We start from the raw sequence: 18,520 nt of genomic DNA on the forward strand, positions 1-18,520 counted from the left end.
TGCTTATGTTAATGAATGCCTGTGTACTGGTGTTAGTGAATATTAGTACGCTAATTCAGGAATATATCGATGAGTTAATGTGGGACAGTAAAAGCGTATTTTTTGCTTGAGTACCTGCTTAAACGCTTCTCTTTGCGTAAAGTTAAACGCCTTTAGGTCAATGACTAAAGGCGTTTTTTGATTGAGCGCAAAAACAATGACACGTTGAAATGGGCCACTGCCATTCATTTGCATACCGACAAACCTGTGCCAAGGGATGCTTTCCATTTCATCAATTTCACCATAGTGGATCCCAAGGTGATCGATAACAAATCGAAGGCCTATGGTTTTTTTTCTCAGTCGGTAATAGATGAGGTTTAATGGTGATAATAGTAATGTGAATAAAGTCGTATATAGTGCAATCATTAAGGGTTGCTGAAACGCAATGTGAGCGATATCCACTTTTAAAGGCTGATTGATGAAGGCTTCATTAAATATTAAGCTACAGAGCATTGTCACTAGGCCAGTATGTATCGATGTGATCACATCACAAACGAATATGCGAGACGGTGTTTGAATTAACTGCATGGTACATCCTTGTATAATCAAAATACGATAACATTATGTTAGTCATGACATTATCATAAAATCATTTCAATACCATGAGATGAAAGTCAAAGGTTTTTTTGTTAATGACATATGTAAATTTCTGCTATATAAACTTCTTTTAATCTAAAATATTAATTCCATATAAAACAATCTATTACGTTATTTAGATGAGAATTTGCTGTTTTCTGGTCTGGCCAGTTTGTGGCAGTCGAAGGCTTTTGCAATAGACTAAAGTTTTACCTTTAAGAATAATCAATGACTTAAATCAACTCTGTTGGGATTAATAATTGTGGATATTTTTGAAGAAGCACTATCAGGTTTAGGTGTCGATATTCGTTTTGATAGTGAACATTTATTCAGTTGCGAGCTGACTCCTGAGGGAGAGTCATCAGGTTTATATTTGTCTGCTTATCGAGATTTAGAAGCCATGAGTTTGAGATTATCGGTGCTAACGCGAAATGAGCTCCATGATGGTCTTGATGCTAGTTTCTGGACGACTTTTTCACAAATGGCTATCGGTCCGTTAAGGGGAGATGTTGGTGTGGGAGTGTTGGAAGGGACGAAGAATATTTGTGTCTATCAAGTCATTAGCTTGGCGGGTAAACCACAATATTATGCGATGCAAATTATTGAAACATTAATTGACTTTGCAGAGGATTGGGAACGGAAATTATCGGTGATTTAACCCCTGTGTATTTAGAATGATAAACATTTACAAGAAAGGTAATTATGACTATTCAACTTCAAAATATTAGTGACATTTCAAAATATCAAACAGATACACTGCGTGCTGATTTTACAATGCAGACATTGAATGATGAAGTATCGATAGATCAATCAAAGATAGAGTTTAAAGGTAAGACATATAATATTACCAAGTTAGATACGGGTGAATTTAAAGTTGAAAGGGACAGAAGTGGTGAAGGTAGTGTTGAGAAAAAGTGGAACAGTTTTTCTGACTTTTTTTCACGAGGGTTTACGACTACGACTCGTTCTGAACAATTAACCACTTTAATTAATGAAAAGGCGAGTAAGGAAAGTGAACCTCGAGAAGCTATTATGTCAAGAGCTAAAGCAAATATGGACACGATACCTAAAAATCAAAGAGATCGTTTATGTTTAACTCATGTTCTTGCAAGATTAAATGAAGATTTAAACGCAAAAGGTCTTGTTGCTGCACCAAAAGGGCTTGTTGCAGAGGTTAAGGGTCAGAAAGGTGCTGTTGAAGATCCTCGTAGAGAAGCTGCTTTTCAAAAAGCCGCGAATCAAATATTAGATAATCAAGCCAAGTATGGTATTAGAACCGATATAAATGAGCTTAGGGAAATCTGGGATAACCCAACATCGTTTATTCATCGAGATCTTGAAGGTAGAATGAAAAATCTAGTACCTCAACCAACTCAGGATGAGTATTATGCGCATGGAGATCAGTTAGCACAAAAATATACTGGCAATATGTTAGGGGATGTTGTGCCATCGTTAGATAGGTTTGAGCATATTCAATCGACAGCGAAAGATATTCAAGCTGACAATGAATACCGTCAACGTGAGATAAGTGCTTATATGGCTTTAATATAATATTTTGAATAAAAAAGCGCTCAAACGAGTGCTTTTTTATTAGTGATGTGACTGAGAGGATGAGAAAGTGATTAAGCGACTTTCTTTTTCGAGCGGATCATGTAGAAAATAAATAAGATTAATACAGCAAGCTGTGCACTTATGCCTTCCCATGTTGAACCGATCCCCACCCAGTCCATTTCGATATTAATGGGTAGGTTATTGATGGGGACGACGGCTGCCTCTTGTAAGGCGGTAATGGCTTTGCCCATTAAAATAAAGGACAAAATCAACAATAGGTAAGTCGTGGTGGAAAAGAACTTAGCCAGCGGTAATTTAATTGAATACTTTAATAATCCCCAAGTGGTTAAGGCTAATATGGCGATGCCGGATAGTATGCCGCCGATGAAGTAGTTAAACTGACCACTTTCAGATTGAGTGAGCAATGATTGATAGAAGAGAATAGTTTCAAATATTTCACGGTATACCGCGACAAAAGAGAGCAGTGCGATACCCCACAAGGTCCCCGCTTTGAGCTGGCTATTAATTTTCTTATTAATATAGGCTTGCCAGTGCGCGGCATGGGTTTTGCTGTGCATCCATACACCCACATAAAACAGCATTAACGCGGCGAAGAGGGAACCAAAACCTTCCATCATTTCTCGGCTAGCACCACTGATTTCAATCAAGGTTTGTGCGGTAACCCAAGTTGCGCCGCCAGCGATGAGTGCCACCACCCAACCTAAGTGTAAATATTTGAGTGCATCACGTCGATTAGTGCGTATAAGCACTGTCATTAAGGCAATCACTACTAATAAGGCTTCCAGCCCTTCTCGCAGCAAAATCACCAAACTGGCGCTGAATAAGGTGGTATTGGATAAGTTTGATTCTGTTAATAGGGTTTGTGCTTCGGCCAGCTGTCGCATGCTGGTATCAAAAGTGGCCTGTACTTGAGACGCATTTTGAATGTTGCTGAATAAATGTCTGAGCTGCATTAAATTCACTTCAATGCTTTTACGTAAGTTTTGATCATGGGCATCTAAGCTGTTTTCAATGAGCTCAAAGCCATCAAGATAAGCGCTAACAGCAAGGGTTTTAGCTTGCGAATAATCGCCATTATCAAAGGCTTTTTTCGCCGAGGTCAGTAAATTTCTGGCGATGGTGAGCGGCGAAGGCTGGTGGTCAAAAAGGGCTTCAGGCTTTGCTCTTAATGCAGCGATGTCAGCGGTTGTGACACCTTGTGATTTTAGTGATTGGGTCAGTTGAGAAGGGCTATGGTTTACCCATTCTTGCAAAGTGACTTTAGGGAGAATGTGCCCCGTGCTGCCTTGATCACTTTTTTGAAAAGCAAGGCTAGACACATAGAAAGCTAACGACCAACGTTCTTGCTCTTTTAGCTGCGTAAAAGCGGGCATTGCGGTATCATCTAATCCATTGGAAATGGCATCAAATAACCCTAGAATAGAGCGATTTTCTGCTCGTGCTACGTCGGTGAAATCAGTAGGTTCTGGCGATAAGTTCTCAGCTAGTACGCCATTGCCTCGACCTTCAACACCATGACAAGTGGCACAGTTTGTTTGGAATAATTTTTTTGTGGCTGCAATCGATGCAAGGTGTTTAGGCAGTGAAGACTCAGGCATTAAGGTCAATAAGGCACTGCGCAGTTTACCTGAAATGTCTCTGACTAAGCGAATGTCTTGCTTGTTTTTGATACTGGTTTGTAAGGCGAGCGCTTCACGATAAAGCTGTGGATTTTGCTGGTTGAGCTGTGTATTGTCAGCGAGTTTTTCAACGATGAGGGCAGAAAATTCAAGCATTTCTTGATATTCATCTTTATTGATTATCTCGCCTTTTTCAATGGCGGCATCGTAATCGACGCCCACATATTCCGCCAGCTGAGCTAATTGCCTTAATTGTGTTTGATTGTTGTTATTAAGCTCGTTGGATGTTGAGGCTACACTGTGTTGTGAAAACACTAATGCAAGCGAAAATAAAATGAGAGTGAATAGTGGCAATAACCGCATTTGAAACGTGCGGTCCATAGAGGCCGAAAGAGGTTGCATTGATGAAGGTTCCTAGTCAATCGACTGGTAATGATAATTATTCTAATTATAAACGTGGCGGTGCCCTCGGAGTCAAAGAAAATTATGAATAATTTGAAAATCAACTAGCAAAAGACAGTAAAGTAGAAGGATTATCCAATGAACAAGCTTGAGTCTTGGCTCATTTCATTAACGCAAGGTACAACACCCAATTTTAATGAGTGTTTAGCTTATTTAGGGGATTATTTCCCTCTGCTTAGGCAATTTGAATCGACTGAGCAAGATCCCGTATGGCATGGTGAAGGTAATGTGGCTGTTCATACCGATTGGGTATTAACCGCTCTTTATCAGTTATTTGCACTTGAGGCCCATATGTTAACGGGTGAGCAAAAACAAACCTTGATTTTATCGGCGTTGTTGCATGATATTGCAAAACCTATTACAACGAAACGTAAGTGTATTCAAGGTGAAGAGCGAGTGGTTGCGCCTAAACATGAAGCCCTTGGCGTGGATTACTTAGCCATTAAGCTACTTGAGTTACCTTTACCACATCGAGTGATAATTAATGTCATGGCATTGGTGGGGCATCATCAGAAACCTAAATTATTAGTGATAAAAAAGAGTGATTTCTCTGATTATCTATCATTAGCATTAGAGGTTGATTTAGCCATGATTTATTGGTTAGAGAGGGCGGACTTTCAAGGGCGGGTGTGCGAGGATTTGCACCAGCAATTGGATTATCTTGAGTTATTTAAACTGTTTGCCAAGGAATATCAGCTCTGGAATGTTAATGATCCTAGACTCGGTTTAATCAATAAGGTCCAAGTCAAACAGACAGCTGATGAGCAATTGTACTTGAATAATTATGTGGTGAGTGAGCTGGCAAGCGGCAAAATTACCCTGCCTGAGGAGGCGATTTCGACGACCTATGAAAATGCACAAGACTATAGTCATTTGTATGTCATGTGTGGGATCAGTGGGAGCGGTAAATCCACTTGGATTGCACAGAACCTACAGAATGTTGAGGTGATTTCCCTTGATGAGATTCGCCAAGAAATTAATGGTAAGCGAGCGTGTCAGAAAAATTTAGGTCAAGTGTTGCAATTAGCCAAGTTACGCTTAAAACAGGCTTTGGCTAATAAACGGGATGTGGTGTGGGATGCCACTAATCTTCGTTTTGATCATCGAAAAATAATCTGTGATTTTGGGAGAGATTATGGCGCGCTGGTGACTTTAGTGGTTTTTCATCTTAAAGAGGCGACATTAAGATCGGGCAATCAACAACGTACTCATGCGATACCTAATGATATCATTAGTCGGCAAATCGAGCAGTGGCAGTGGCCGTCTATGAATGAGGCTCATCGTATGTTGATTGTCGGTGACTCATATGATGCTTATTCTATGAGTCATCGGAATGATAAGCAGCGTCGCGTAAATAAATTTGTTTCATCAATGAAGACATACCAACAGAAAAAAGATCGTCAACAAAGAATGGTTAAATCACAGCAAGGTAGTTTTTGATTTTTCATTGATAAGTAATTAAAAAGGAAAAGAGAATGCTTTCCTTTTTAATTTTGTCTCTACTCTATGTTATTACAGCTAATATTAAAAGGCTACCTAATCAATAGCCTTTTGATCCTATCAATATGTATGGTTTTATAAGGCTCGCAATATCAAGCGCCCGTAGTCGCCGACATTTCCTCTAAATGCCGTCATCGGTCCCGTTGGTTCAACGGTGACATAGATATTTCCTACTTTGAGGGCAAATCGTTCATTGTTACCAATACAGCTTCCTATTACATTATTATTGAGATCAATCACTGTAAAAGTGGTTGCCTCGCTACTACGGGTTACACGGGCATCAACTTTGCTATCTGTAATACGAAGATAACTTGGACCTCGCTTAATCTTGATGGGCAAACCATGAGTGAGACAATTTTTATCGCTGGAGAACTCAGCAATGAAACTCCGCCAAGATGCTGGCCAATTACCCGTTATGACATCATTATTGCTACCACCATTTACACCAAGGTACTGACTCCAAGGAGAAAGCATTTCCATTTGATACTGTTGTGGAATGATATCTTCACCGGCATTGATATTAGCAAAATGAAATCCCAGTGAATCTGGGTTTTCGCCTACTCTTCCATGAAAAGCGATAAGTCCCTGAGCGCCTATCGAATGAATGGGGCCACAGATCCCCTGTTTATTACCTGCTGTGAATGTTCGTCCAGTGTTAGTTGTTAGAGAAAGAAAATAAACTCGTCGGCTTTTATTGTTGGGTTTGTCATGACAAGTTTGCACTGCGTTAATATATTCATGATCTGCAAGGGTGAATGTATGCCTGGCTCCGTCATTAGAAGATCCATATCTATCGATCATACCATTGTCATATACTGTTTCAATGGCATCAACTCGAGAGCCCGATCTGATGTGGATAGCCGTGATTTTGTTGATGATGCCATTCAAGTAAAGTTGAAGAATATCATTGCCATTCACAAGATGACCGCCAGTTCCACCTTCTGCAGCAATCGTTGTGACGGGCAGTGTGAGTGGATTATTGACTTGCCAAATACCTTCAATGCTTTTGTCATGATAATTAACCCAAACGGAAGCATGGTACGAAGGATGGCTTTGCAGCGCGTTCATCTCTCGAGGGGTCGTTGGTACACTAAATTCATATCCTATGGCTTGACAAGCCGCTATACCTGCATTCCATGGGCCGCTAACGTTGGTTATATGCCAGTCATTTAACACATCCTTACAAGCATATTGACGTACATTGCTGCATTTTGTGTCATTGAATTTATGCCCTGGAGGTAATTCTGCACAATCTTCATTGCCGGAGTTATTTGGCTCAAATCGGTTCCACGCCCAGACCAAATCCTCTGCTTCAAGGTTATGAGTCGTCTGACCGTCGCCATCTTTGGATGTATCGTTAAATGCAAACATTTCAAAAATATTGAGTCCACAATTCATCCATGCAACCACATTGCTTTCGGTAATTTTTTTATCCGATGGTGAGCCTGCAACACGGCCAAAATAAGTAGAGCCATCATGAATACGTAACATGGGCCAATTATCCGCTAATCTCGCACAATTTGAGGGTGATTTTGGATCGACAAATTTAAGTGAGTAAGGATATTCGTCACTGTGAGGACTAAACCCAGAAAAGACTCTTTTATTATAATCCGTTGAACCGCTGCACTCTGCTTGAGTATTCATCACAACGATATTTTTACCTGCTGTTAATATCGTTTCCTTGGTGACTTCAGTGGGATTAAACCGAGTACATCCCCCTGAGCCCGTTTCATAAATATACTCTCCGAGTACATCCCCTAAATCGCGTCCAACACGACTACGCAAATGAGAACCCGGTCCCAATTCCATTTTGAGCATAATAACAGCGTCGCGATGATCCACCAGCCAGTCCTTGATTTGACGTAATCCTGACTTTAATGTTTTATCACCAGGCCCACAAAAAATGCCATTCAGTAAGCCATCGTGACAAAGGTGTGGTGCAGAGTCCCAACTGTTTCCAGTGAAATAAGCATCGTATACAATTTCTCTCACACCGACACCGAGTTGCTGTTTTGGTCGCAGCATTTGATTGGGATCCACAACATAGCCCCAATTAGCGGCATTAAAAGAGTTATGTGTTCCCACCCAGAATGTTTCGTTAAAAGCATTTGCTATATCCAAATGACTCTGAAGATCGAGTGCTGCTTTGCCCCAATCGTTCAGATCAGGATTGGTTTGTTCCGCTGCAATAGATTGCGATGCGGCTAATGTTAAGCTCAGTCCCAGTCCCAGTATTGAGCAGCAACTCCGTAGTCGATGTGTGTATTTCATATTACTTATCCCCTTGATGTCTGCATTTTATTTTTGTTTTCATGTTTGATACTTTTGTAAATAAATAGATCAAAAAAAGATACATGAAAGTCAGATGGTTTAACATGTAACATATGGAAACGGGGTGTTTCCTATATTTATGATGCTTTGAGGTGCTTGTGTTTCTGTGTGTTATCACGGGTATAAAAAGAAGGCATTGCTTGGATGTTTCGTCTAAGTGTTATGTTGGTTGCATTGCTATCATTCTTTGAATAATCGATAAGTTGTAATGGCAGTTTATGAATGAGCATTACCGAACTATCATTGTGGGTGAAAATTATTAGCTGAAGGAAAATAAGAGATAAAGACATTTAAGTGTAGGCTTAGCATTCAAATAATGAGAAAGAAGAGCAATCAATAGGGTGGCTTAAGGTGAAATGAACCAGTGAGTTTAGTCGCTTTTAGAGTGGAATGTTGAAAGTGCCTTAAAAAGCTACGTGGGCTCATATGAGCGATTGCAGCCTTGATTGAAGAAACCTATGGAGATGAAACGTTAGTTTTTTTGAGCCAGCATTATGCAGATTGGGTACGTGGTTGGGGGACATATTTTGTGGCTCAAAAACGAGATGTGTCATTATCGGAGAGAATACGACAAATGCAAGTGTTCGCCGATGATCCTCATTTTGGTGTTAGAGAATGGGCATGGTTATCTATTCGTTCCTATGTCGTAAATGTCTCGTAAGATGTGATTAAATATCTACGATCATGGGGTCAGTATGAGTCGGAAAATATCCGCCAATTTACGATTGAAGTCATTCGTCCTCGGGGGAGATGGAGTACTAACTATGCCACTATATGATGCTTCTTTTTGGAAAAAGCATTATTTGACTTTATAGGCTTTAACAAATCGTTGGCGAAACTGTTTTGGTGTGAGTCCCATAATGTGAACAAATACCTTTCGGCAAGCACTGCTATCTGAATATCCCACTTCAAGTGCAATGGTATCAAAACTTTTTTGAGTCTGTTCTAATAATTCGCAGGCTTTTTGTATGCGGATCCTTTGTATGTATTCTGAGGGATTGAAACCAGTTGAATGCTGAAAGTGCCTTAAAAAGCTACGTGGACTCATAAAGGTAAGATCGGCGAGAGCTGCGATTTTTATTTTATTAGCGAAATGACAATCTAAATGATCTTGAACCGTTAAAATAGCTTGATGGCCATGATCTCGTTTAGGTTGAAATTGTTGATAATAGCTTTGGGCTCGATAACCGGTATCGACAACCAAGTTTTTTCCCAATTGCCGCATCGCTTGAGCACCGGCGTACTGCTTGACAATATCTAAGCCTAAATCAATCCAAGACATGATCCCACCTGCAGTAATGATCTGTCCGTTGTTGACGAGAATGTGATCGCTGATGAGTTCGGTTTGCTTAAACGCTTGACTAAAGTCTTCGGCCAGGGCCCAGTGAGTGGTGGCTTGACGATGGGTTAAGAGTCCTGCTTTTCCAAGTATAAATGCACCTGAGCAGACTGAGCATAACATGCTGTTTTGTTGATATTGTTGAATGAGCCAATGTAATAAGTTTTTGTCTGGTTCAAGATAGAATTCAGGGGTTAAGGCAGGGGGTAAAATAATAATGTCATAATGTTCAGAATCGTTGAGTTGGTTGATGGACAGCTTATGACATTGGATATTGTCTGCGGCCTCGGGTAGTAGATTGGCCATTTCAAAGAGATCTAATAGACCAAATACGGCAGATTGCATCGCGGTAGGGTAATTAATAATAGCAAGTTTCATGTTGGCGTAATTAAACTGTTTTATGTCAATTTAGCCGCTTAAAGAGAATTGTTCAAGTTCCTATAATGAATTGATAAATCATTTTGTGTTGGAGCGGTTATGTCACATAGTTTAAAAATTTTAACGAGTATTCCAGAGCTAGAAGCCTTATTTGAACCTTGGAAAGACATTATTGGCGAAGATTATCATGGTTATCGAAATCATGTATATCGTATGGTGCAGTTTTGCTTTGGCTTAAAAGATCTGCGAGGCGAGTTCCTTTCTGACGATGATAGACAAAAAATCATGATTGCAGGTGTCTTTCACGATATTGGTATTTGGGTACAGGGTACCTTGGATTATATCAGCCCGTCGGTGCAGCCAGCGATGACCTATTTAGCGAATAATGGGCTAAGCCACTGGCAAGAGGAGGTGAGGTTGATGATAGAGAACCATCATAAACTGATCAAATACAAGGGGGAATATCAAGACACTGTTGAGTTGTTTCGTCAAGGAGATGTCGTTGATTTTACTTTAGGCTTGGTTAAATTCGATTTAACTAAAGAGAATATTCAACAAATGAAAACCATGCTGCCGAATAATGGGTTTCATAAAGGATTACTTAAAAAAGGCCAAAAGTGGTTTTTACGTCATCCACTCAATCCCGTACCAATGATGAAATGGTAGTTATCTTCAATAGCTTAAAATAAAAGGAGGTCGTTAATAAAATGAATGAGAAACGTAAAGGAGCAACTCGAGTGGCCGATGTGCCTGCTGATATTTTATCTCAGTTAAATCTAGGAACAATAGAAGCGGCAACGTTAGCGGAGAATTTGGCCACTGATCTCCCCCAATTAATGGGCCATGTGTTCCCTAAGTTGTTAGACAAAAAAGTGTGTATAGAGCCTAAATTAGGGATCACTAAAAAAATGGCCATGATTGCGACTCTTATTGAGGAAAACTATGGCGATGAAAAGTTAGCTTTTATGAGTCAACATAATGCTGATTTGGTGCGAGGTTGGGGGGCATATTGTGTGGCGCAAAAGCGTGACGTTGCTTTATCTGATCGCATATTACAGATGCAAGTGTTTGCCGATGATCCTCATTTTGGTGTTAGAGAATGGGCATGGTTATCTCTTCGTCTTCACGTGGTGAAGGCCCCGCTAGAAGCCATTGAATATCTCTTACCTTGGGCGAGAGATAGTTCGGCGAATATTCGTCGATTTGCCATTGAAGTGATGCGTCCTCGAGGCGTGTGGAGTGCGCACATTGGCTTACTTAAAAAAGAGCCGCAACATGCAGAAACATTACTGAATTCAGTTAATGCTGATCCATCAAAGTATGTGCAAGACGCTGTGGGTAATTGGCTAAACGATGCTTACAAAACGGCGCCTCAATGGGTGGAGCAATGTTGTCAGCAGTGGTTGGAACAAAGCGATTCACCTGCGACGGGTTATATTGTCAAAAGAGGATTACGAAGTGTGGGTTAATTAATTTATGAAACAGGTAAGGTCGTGGCTGGGGGGATTAAGACGTTAATTGGGCTGATTGAGTCTTTAAATTTTCACGAAATAGTCCAAGATTGATTACTGACTCCTGTCGGAAAATGAATATAAAGAGATTGTTATGATGTTGTCACGAAAGCTTGACGACTATCTACTCCGTTGTAATGTCAGATCTGACATTGATTGTTCATGTCGAGATGATTTGTACTAAGGTTAATTTAATTTATTTTTGGAACAAACTATCACAGACGAACATTTGCTCATTAAACGGAGTTAATCTTATGAAAAGTTACGATAAATCAAGTCAGGTGTCCATTATTGGTGGCGGTGTTTCAGGCTTATATAGTGCTTGGCGCTTACTCAAGTCTGGGCATGAAAATGTGAAATTATTTGAAGCAACAGCCCATTTAGGTGGACGCTTAATGACTGTCGATCCGAAGAACTTGCTTCGTGGTGAGTATGATGGGCAATTGAATGTTGGGGCACATTGCGAATTAGGTGGAATGCGTTTACCCAGTAAAGAGTCTTATGATACTTATGCTTTGTCACTTGTTGATGAACTTAAGCGATCATTAATTGATGGGCTTGAGCAATATAATGCAGAAGATAAGAGAGAAGCTGAAACCTTAATATTGGGTTTAACAACGGTAGACTTTCCAACCGATGAACCTCAAAACTGGCATTATTTAAGAGGTTTTGTTCAGCAAACAGCTGATTTGAATAATCATGAGAAGTATGGTCAATACAAAAATGGTGGTGTGCCATATACATTATCCATTAATGAAAAAAAATTGATAACCCAGAATTTAGGCATGAGTGGGCCAATGGGTTATGCAATTGAAGGCGCAGAAGATTTATCGATTTTATCACGTCCGTTGATAGATAAAGATAAATTACCTAATTCAACCGATAGAAAGAATAAACTGTTTGAATTTGTCAAAGAGACTTTAACAAATACTGTAGAGATCAATGGGGCGAGGGAAGAGCTATATCAGTACGGTTTCTCTGATATCGTGAATGTCAGTGGACAATTTGATACGCCACAAAAGGGAAGCTTGTCTAATCAGTATTGGCAATTATTTTCCGAAGCTGGAGGGTATGACACCGTTCCTGCGAGCTGGAATGCAGCGACAGCAGCATCCATTATCGGTCTTGATTTTGCTGGCAGTCCAAAATATAAAACCTTAGCGGGTGGGCTAAGAACGATCCCTGCGAGTTTAGCATTCTTAATTAATCAATTTGATCCCGATTGCGTTGAGAAAGAGGCTGTTGCCAATCGTATTGTCTATGATGAGATGAATGAAGAGTTTGATCTGACGTTTACTCAACATGACAAATTGATTAATGTCATCACAGACTCCGTGGTGTTAGCGATGCCCCCTGCAGCGATAGAGAAGTTAATCGGTGGTCAAGAAGGCATTTATTCAACAGAAAGATTAAATGATGATAGCGTTATTGAAAGTCAGCGATTGATCAGACAAAAGTTGACTCAAGTAACGCCTATTCCTTTGCTTAAAATTTACCTTATGTATGATATTACCGGTCGAGACGCTTGGTGGGAGAAGTATGTAGGTAAAATTGAACAATATTCTCGAATGACCACCGATTTACCGCTAAGGCAGATTTATAACTTTGGTGTTTATGATGATCATTTTTGGATGGAAGGTCAGCAAACAAGGAAGTATGCCGTATTACAAATATCTTATGATGATGATTTGAATCCTGGGTATTGGGCTGGTTTACTGTCCAAAGAATCCGGTGGTGTTGTTGATACGGGTATTTTTGGTGATGCGTTCACACAGATAGGGCAAAAAAGTTATAGCTCAGTCATGCCATTAGTGAAACGCTTTAACTCACAGCACCTCTTAGCATTTAAACAAGACCATCCTTTGTTTTCTACCGCTCATGAGCAGTTTGTTAATATCGTTAAGCAAGTGGCGAATAGAGATGATAATGGCGAGCCCGTGTCCGTAAAAGGGGTGACGTTACCCACTGCTGGGGCGTGTATGGATTGGGGCGTGGCACCTTATGGCGGAGGTGTTAATTTCTGGAATGTAGGCGTGGATGTGGCAAAAGAATATTGGACTATGATGAGGCCTTATCAGGCAGAAACGAACAGTAAGGATGATAAGCAGCTTTATATTGTGGGTGAGGGGTATTCAATATTTCAAGGGTGGATAGAAGGTGCTTTGTGGACCGCAGAAGCTGTACTTGAAGATTATTTTGATTTAAATGAAGAGCCTTGGATGCCCTTTAATGTGAGTGAAAACTTATTTCAAGAGTCTCATTCTCATCCATTAGTCGCCTCGAGTGGCAAAGAAAACACCATTGAGGATCCTAAAGCACATTAATTAATCGCTAGCAATTTTTGTGGGTATAAAAGCTGAGAGTAATGCTCAGCTTTTATCATTTATTGTTCATAATATTCTCGTCTGACGAATTAAAACCGTTTCAATGCCTGTTAGATTATCGGCACAAAAAGAAGTGCTTTTTATCAACTATTTTGAGGGTTGAGAATGCGATAAACACCTACTTTTACTAAGGCCGTTATGGCAAACCAGATGACAATGTATGCCCAAGCATATAGTACCCATGCCCAACCTATGCCAACAAAGTCATCAGTGCCGAAGCCATAGACACTGATGAGTGTTCCTGTTGCTAATGAAAAAAGGGTGGCACAGGAAAATTTCCATTCTGGATAAGGGCGACTCCAAGGCATACCTGTATTACGTGTTAAGTAGATGGTGAGATTACCGCCACATAATATCCCCATAAAAGCGACGGTATTGAGTTTAGCTTGTTTCAGATCCGCAGGAAGCTCAGTAAACCAGTAATGATCGGCAATCCAATATAAACCAAAAGTTGAAATGACGCCTATGATCGCGAGCGCAACAGCGACACTGAATACGTCTTTCATTTTCCAAATGCCAGGTTTTGTTGATGCGGTCATATTGTCATAAGCAATCATCATGATGGGAATGTCATTGAGTAAAGCAATGAGGATGATCATGATGGCGCTAAGAGGGTGAGTGTTATAGGCCATGATGGCGCATAAAAGAAAGAGCAATAAACGCACGGTTTCGCTAATTCGATAAATAGCATAGCTTTTTAAACGGCCGAATATCTTTCTTGACTCATCAATGGCATGGGTAATCACTGAGAGCCCTGGCTGGGTTAATACTAAATCGGCTGCCGCTCTTGCTGCATCAGTTGCACCATCAACCGCAATGCCCACATTTGCCTGTTTGATTGCTGGAGCATCGTTTACACCGTCCCCCGTCATACCGACAATTTTTTGATTTTTTTGTAATGCTTTGACAATTTCAAACTTGTCTTCTGGCAGAACCTCTGCAAATCCATCTAGGCTATCGAGTGTGTTCATTTGTGTATGGGGTTGCTTTAGCGAGGCCATAGGGACGATGTGATGACCTATGTTTAATGTGTGCGCTAACTCTTGGGCGATGGCGCTATGATCGCCAGTGATCATTTTGATGCTAACACCACGTTGTATGATGTCGTGTAAGGTTGTCTTACTGTCTTCTCTTGGGGGATCGAATAGCGAAATTAATCCAACTAATTCCCAAGTCTCAATGTTTTTTGTGGTCACGGCGACAGCAAGCGCACGATAACCGTGCTTAGCCAATTGATTGACTTTTTTCTGGGCTTCGCTGAGGTCATGTTCACATAAATCAAAAATAACTTGGGGGGCGCCTTTAGCGACTTTATATTGAGTATGATTGTGGTGAAAGAGTGACTCAGCTTTTTTGCTGGTTGGATTAAAGGGAGTGTAATGCTCGATTTTAAATGGCGGTAAATTTGACGGCGATTTTTGCTGTTCGGCGAAGAGGACTTCATCAATGGCGTCATGGCCTTGGGCGCTCGAGGCTAGGCATGCATAATGAATAACATCAATACGTGAATAATCATGATATTGACTGATTTCACCGATTTCGAGTTTATTTTGTGTCAGAGTCCCTGTTTTGTCTGAGCAAAGCACATTCATCGTTGCCAGCTCTTCAATGGCACTGAGTTTTGATACTATGGCTTTGAATGTGGCTAATCGTTTTGCACCAATGGCCAAGGTGACTGACATGACGGCTGGTAGGGCAACAGGGATCCCTGCTATCACTAAAACCAACATGAAAATAATACTATTGGAGATATTACCTTGGTGAGAATATAGGCTTAAATACAGATCATGCACTAACACGATGGCGCAAATGATTAATGTCAGTGTAATTAAAAATCGTCCAATTTGAGTAATATTTTTTTGCAGATCAGAAGGAGTATCACTCTTGTCGATTAATGAGGCCGTTTTACCAAAAAAGGTGTCCATGCCGGTTTTATCGACTATGCCTATCATTTCACCTTGTTTAACAATGGTACCTGAATAAACTAAGTCATCCACTCGACGAGTGACAGGAAGAGACTCGCCTGTGAGCGATGCTTGATCAATAGACAAGTAATCCCCCGATATTAATTGAATATCGGCAGGAATAATATTGCCAAGCTTTATCATGACCAGATCTCCCGGCACTAATTGTGAGGCAGATATGTCCATCCATTGTCCATCACGTTTGACATAGGCTTTTAATGCAAGCGTACTTTTTAGAGCCGATACGGCATTATCTGCTTTGAATTCTTGTATTAATTCTAAAATAGCATTAATAACCAATAAAGCTGTGATCATGATAAAATCGGGCCAGCGTTGTAATATTAACGATAAAATAGCCGCTATTTCTATCATCCAAGGTATCGGTCCCCAAAGTAGCTTTTGTATTTTTTGGTATAAAGAGACTTTGGTACTGGTGATTTCGTTTAAACCGTATTGAGCGAGCCGCTCTTGCGCCGTCTGTTGAGTGAGTCCGGTTAAATTTGCGTTATCTGGCATAATGAAAAGTGTTGTTAATGGGGCTATATTCAGTATTGCAGATTTTGATGAAGTTGCTGTTAAAGTCGTTTACCCCCGTGATACTTTTGCCCCATTGATATTTAAGCTTGGTACGATTAATGTCAATGGATGCTGACTATTATGAGTGAACACTATGAGTATCAAAACAGCGATTGTGGGTTATGGTTATTCTGCTAAAACTTTTCATATTCCTTTTATTATAACTTCTAATGAGTTTGTTTTTCATGCAGTGAGTAGCTCAAAAGCCGACGTTGTGGGTCGGGATTGGCCTCAGGCTCAATATTATCAGAGTGCAAATGAGATGATTATGCATAGTGATGCAGAGTTGGTTATCATCACAGCGCCGAATGATGTGCATTATTCCTTGGCAAAATTAGCTTTAGAGCATAACAAACATGTGTTAATTGAAAAGCCTTTTGTGACGCGATCGAAAGACGGTGAGGCTTTGATTGCACTTGCCAAAGAAAAAGGGTTATTGTTAAGCGTTTATCAAAATCGCCGTTATGATGGGGATTACTTAACGGTTAAAAAGCTGATTGATACAAACACGCTGGGTAAGCTTCACGTCTATGAATCTCATTTTGATCGTTTTCGTCCCCATGTGCAGCAGCGGTGGCGGGAACAGGCCAGCGATGGCGGTGGCATTTTATATGATTTAGCGCCGCATTTATTGGACCAAGTGTTAAGTTTGTTTGGCTTGCCTCACAGTTTGACTGCCAGCTGCCAAGTCATGCGTGAAGGTGCCTCGGTGACAGATTATTTTCATTTATTATTACATTATCCAAAGCTTGAAGTGATTTTACATGCCAGCTTATTTTGTGCAGGAGCTAACTTGCGCTTTAATATTCAGGGAGATAAAGGCAGTTATGTGAAATATGGGCTTGACCCTCAAGAAGATTGTCTACGAGAGGGGGAACGGCCTACAGGGGCTGGCTGGGGAGTAGAAGAACCCGCTCATTTTGGCACATTTTATGATAGTGACAGTTTGAGTATTATTCCGACTGAAGCGGGTTGTTATCAAGGCTTTTTTATTGATTTAGCTCAAGCGATTACAACGGGTGATTATGCTCAAATGGATGCTCAGCAAAGTCTTCAAACTATTAAGTTGATTGAGTTAGCCATGGAAAGTCAGCGAAAAGGTGAAACCATGCCGATTAGCTTTTAATTTCCAGTTAAACATAAAAAAGTGAGGAGCTATAGTTAGCCTCACTTTTTTATATTTGCTTAGGCTTAACTAAAGGTTTATTTTGAGCGGTGATAAGCTTCTATGGATAATTTGTCACAGATTTTTCTGTTGCTTAATTTCAATTCGTCCGAGAGTGCGAGAATGTCTTTACCTATGGGGCTTGTGTTGAAATGTTTTAGCTCATTTAATTCACGAATATTATTTCGTTCTTTGATTAAGTCTAAAGGTTCCCTGTTATGCAGTTTCGCGGCTGCTTGTAGTGCCCTTGAGTCTGCGGCAATTTCTTGTAAGTTGATAAAGTCGTTTTGCCCTAATCGAACTTCATTTTTAAGTTTTAGATTGCCTGATAATTCACCATGTGTGGCTGCAATTTGTGTCAGTTCACACAGGCGTTCATATTGCCTTTCATTGATCAAGCTTTGGCTAAAATCTAAAGCGATGAGATCAATACCAAAGAGCTCTAAATTGTCCGTTCCCTCTTCTTTGGCTTTTTGTTGTTGAATATTTTGTTGTGTGAGTTGAATAGTGCGGTAAGCTTGTTTAAAGTCAATAGCATCTGCAAGTGTCAAGTCTCCTTGGTATTGCTCCAGGGCCGATAAAAAAGCCGTTCCTGTAGTAATGTTGGCAATGTTGAGGACTTGATTGGCGACTTTCTGTTGTAAAATGGTTTGTATTTGATTCGCTCTAGGTGTGCAGGTTATTTGATCTTGGGTGGTCATACGCTCAAAAAAATCACTGATGTTTTGACACGCTTTTTGAAAACAATTTTTTTGACCATAGTCTTTTGAAACATTGATCTGATCGTTTAACCTTATGTTGTATTTTTGACCATTGAGCTCAATGGTATCATTTTTATCTAAATCTAATTGACTGAGATTTAACTGAGTTAATTGTGTGATACTAGAGATTTGCATTTTAATAACTTACTCGATTAAGTGCTTTGTTTTAAATTAAAGGCTTAGCTTTACTTATGCTTCTTAAAAATACACAAAATACAATCAACTGGTCTTATCTGCTGCCCGTTATAATGCACAACAATATATTGTTTAACGCGCGTAGCGGAAATCTCGGGGGCTTGCCCCCGTGCTGGATAGTGTAGACTGGACTTGTTCCAGTCTGTAT

General features: G+C 40.2%; 14 protein-coding genes. 8 read left to right on the plus strand and 6 right to left on the minus strand.

Translation table 11 applies throughout. From position 1 onward, the window contains the following. Positions 1–42: 42 nt before the first annotated feature. Complete coding sequence (locus tag Q0779_RS20970) at positions 43–567, minus strand: hypothetical protein (protein ID WP_298775687.1); 525 nt, start codon at positions 565–567, stop codon at positions 43–45. A gap of 310 nt (positions 568–877) precedes the next feature. Between Q0779_RS20970 and Q0779_RS20975 the strand changes: the two genes are divergently transcribed. Further along, positions 878–1,273 (plus strand): hypothetical protein, encoded by a 396-nt coding sequence (locus tag Q0779_RS20975; protein ID WP_298775690.1) that lies wholly within the window; start codon positions 878–880, stop codon positions 1,271–1,273. 44 nt (positions 1,274–1,317) lie between these two features. After that, positions 1,318–2,166 (plus strand): hypothetical protein, encoded by an 849-nt coding sequence (locus Q0779_RS20980; RefSeq protein WP_298775692.1) that lies wholly within the window; start codon positions 1,318–1,320, stop codon positions 2,164–2,166. 71 nt (positions 2,167–2,237) lie between these two features. Here the strand turns inward: Q0779_RS20980 and Q0779_RS20985 are convergent, their stop codons facing one another. After that, entirely contained in the window at positions 2,238–4,208 is a 1,971-nt protein-coding gene (locus Q0779_RS20985; RefSeq protein ID WP_298775694.1) for a cytochrome c/FTR1 family iron permease, read from the minus strand. Between the two features lie 138 nt (positions 4,209–4,346). Here Q0779_RS20985 and Q0779_RS20990 point away from each other — a divergent pair, with 138 nt between their 5' ends. Continuing rightward, positions 4,347–5,708: an AAA family ATPase gene (locus Q0779_RS20990; protein WP_298775697.1), complete on the plus strand. Its 1,362-nt coding sequence runs from the start codon at positions 4,347–4,349 to the stop codon at positions 5,706–5,708. Between the two features lie 135 nt (positions 5,709–5,843). Here the strand turns inward: Q0779_RS20990 and Q0779_RS20995 are convergent, their stop codons facing one another. Further along, positions 5,844–8,039, minus strand: coding sequence for a jacalin-like lectin (locus Q0779_RS20995; protein ID WP_298775701.1), 2,196 nt, complete (start codon positions 8,037–8,039; stop codon positions 5,844–5,846). Between the two features lie 502 nt (positions 8,040–8,541). Between Q0779_RS20995 and Q0779_RS21000 the strand changes: the two genes are divergently transcribed. Further along, complete coding sequence (locus Q0779_RS21000) at positions 8,542–8,760, plus strand: hypothetical protein (RefSeq protein WP_298775703.1); 219 nt, start codon at positions 8,542–8,544, stop codon at positions 8,758–8,760. 138 nt (positions 8,761–8,898) lie between these two features. Here the strand turns inward: Q0779_RS21000 and Q0779_RS21005 are convergent, their stop codons facing one another. Beyond that, on the minus strand, positions 8,899–9,816 hold the full coding sequence (locus Q0779_RS21005) for a GlxA family transcriptional regulator (protein ID WP_298775705.1): 918 nt from the start codon (positions 9,814–9,816) through the stop codon (positions 8,899–8,901). Positions 9,817–9,915: 99 nt separating this feature from the next. Here Q0779_RS21005 and Q0779_RS21010 point away from each other — a divergent pair, with 99 nt between their 5' ends. From Q0779_RS21010 to Q0779_RS21020, 3 genes are all read left to right on the plus strand, one after another. After that, entirely contained in the window at positions 9,916–10,482 is a 567-nt protein-coding gene (locus Q0779_RS21010) for an HD domain-containing protein (protein ID WP_298775707.1), read from the plus strand. Between the two features lie 41 nt (positions 10,483–10,523). Continuing rightward, on the plus strand, positions 10,524–11,285 hold the full coding sequence (locus Q0779_RS21015; RefSeq protein WP_298775709.1) for a DNA alkylation repair protein: 762 nt from the start codon (positions 10,524–10,526) through the stop codon (positions 11,283–11,285). Positions 11,286–11,581: 296 nt separating this feature from the next. Continuing rightward, entirely contained in the window at positions 11,582–13,651 is a 2,070-nt protein-coding gene (locus tag Q0779_RS21020) for an FAD/NAD(P)-binding protein (protein ID WP_298775711.1), read from the plus strand. Positions 13,652–13,794: 143 nt separating this feature from the next. Here Q0779_RS21020 and Q0779_RS21025 read toward each other — a convergent pair whose 3' ends face one another. Next, complete coding sequence (locus Q0779_RS21025) at positions 13,795–16,191, minus strand: plasma-membrane proton-efflux P-type ATPase (RefSeq protein ID WP_298775713.1); 2,397 nt, start codon at positions 16,189–16,191, stop codon at positions 13,795–13,797. Between the two features lie 154 nt (positions 16,192–16,345). On the opposite strand from Q0779_RS21025, the gene Q0779_RS21030 reads away from it, so the two are divergent. Then, positions 16,346–17,377 (plus strand): oxidoreductase, encoded by a 1,032-nt coding sequence (locus Q0779_RS21030; RefSeq protein WP_298775714.1) that lies wholly within the window; start codon positions 16,346–16,348, stop codon positions 17,375–17,377. A 77-nt stretch (positions 17,378–17,454) separates the two neighbouring features. Here the strand turns inward: Q0779_RS21030 and Q0779_RS21035 are convergent, their stop codons facing one another. Next, on the minus strand, positions 17,455–18,312 hold the full coding sequence (locus Q0779_RS21035) for a hypothetical protein (RefSeq protein WP_298775716.1): 858 nt from the start codon (positions 18,310–18,312) through the stop codon (positions 17,455–17,457). Between the last annotated feature and the right edge of the window lie 208 nt (positions 18,313–18,520).

It is taken from the genome of uncultured Shewanella sp., from assembly GCF_947491715.1.
GTDB lineage: Bacteria > Pseudomonadota > Gammaproteobacteria > Enterobacterales > Shewanellaceae > Shewanella.

Bases quoted from the DNA above. Each gene is read 5' to 3' on its own strand.
- Q0779_RS20970 (WP_298775687.1), bottom strand. From the start codon at position 567: ATGCAGTTAATTCAAACACCGTCTCGCATATTCGTTTGTGATGTGATC.
- Q0779_RS20980 (WP_298775692.1), top strand. From the start codon at position 1,318: ATGACTATTCAACTTCAAAATATTAGTGACATTTCAAAATATCAAACA.
- Q0779_RS20985 (WP_298775694.1), bottom strand. From the start codon at position 4,208: ATGCAACCTCTTTCGGCCTCTATGGACCGCACGTTTCAAATGCGGTTA.
- Q0779_RS20990 (WP_298775697.1), top strand. From the start codon at position 4,347: ATGAACAAGCTTGAGTCTTGGCTCATTTCATTAACGCAAGGTACAACA.
- Q0779_RS20995 (WP_298775701.1), bottom strand. From the start codon at position 8,039: ATGAAATACACACATCGACTACGGAGTTGCTGCTCAATACTGGGACTG.
- Q0779_RS21005 (WP_298775705.1), bottom strand. From the start codon at position 9,816: ATGAAACTTGCTATTATTAATTACCCTACCGCGATGCAATCTGCCGTA.
- Q0779_RS21010 (WP_298775707.1), top strand. From the start codon at position 9,916: ATGTCACATAGTTTAAAAATTTTAACGAGTATTCCAGAGCTAGAAGCC.
- Q0779_RS21015 (WP_298775709.1), top strand. From the start codon at position 10,524: ATGAATGAGAAACGTAAAGGAGCAACTCGAGTGGCCGATGTGCCTGCT.
- Q0779_RS21020 (WP_298775711.1), top strand. From the start codon at position 11,582: ATGAAAAGTTACGATAAATCAAGTCAGGTGTCCATTATTGGTGGCGGT.
- Q0779_RS21025 (WP_298775713.1), bottom strand. From the start codon at position 16,191: ATGCCAGATAACGCAAATTTAACCGGACTCACTCAACAGACGGCGCAA.
- Q0779_RS21030 (WP_298775714.1), top strand. From the start codon at position 16,346: ATGAGTATCAAAACAGCGATTGTGGGTTATGGTTATTCTGCTAAAACT.
- Q0779_RS21035 (WP_298775716.1), bottom strand. From the start codon at position 18,312: ATGCAAATCTCTAGTATCACACAATTAACTCAGTTAAATCTCAGTCAA.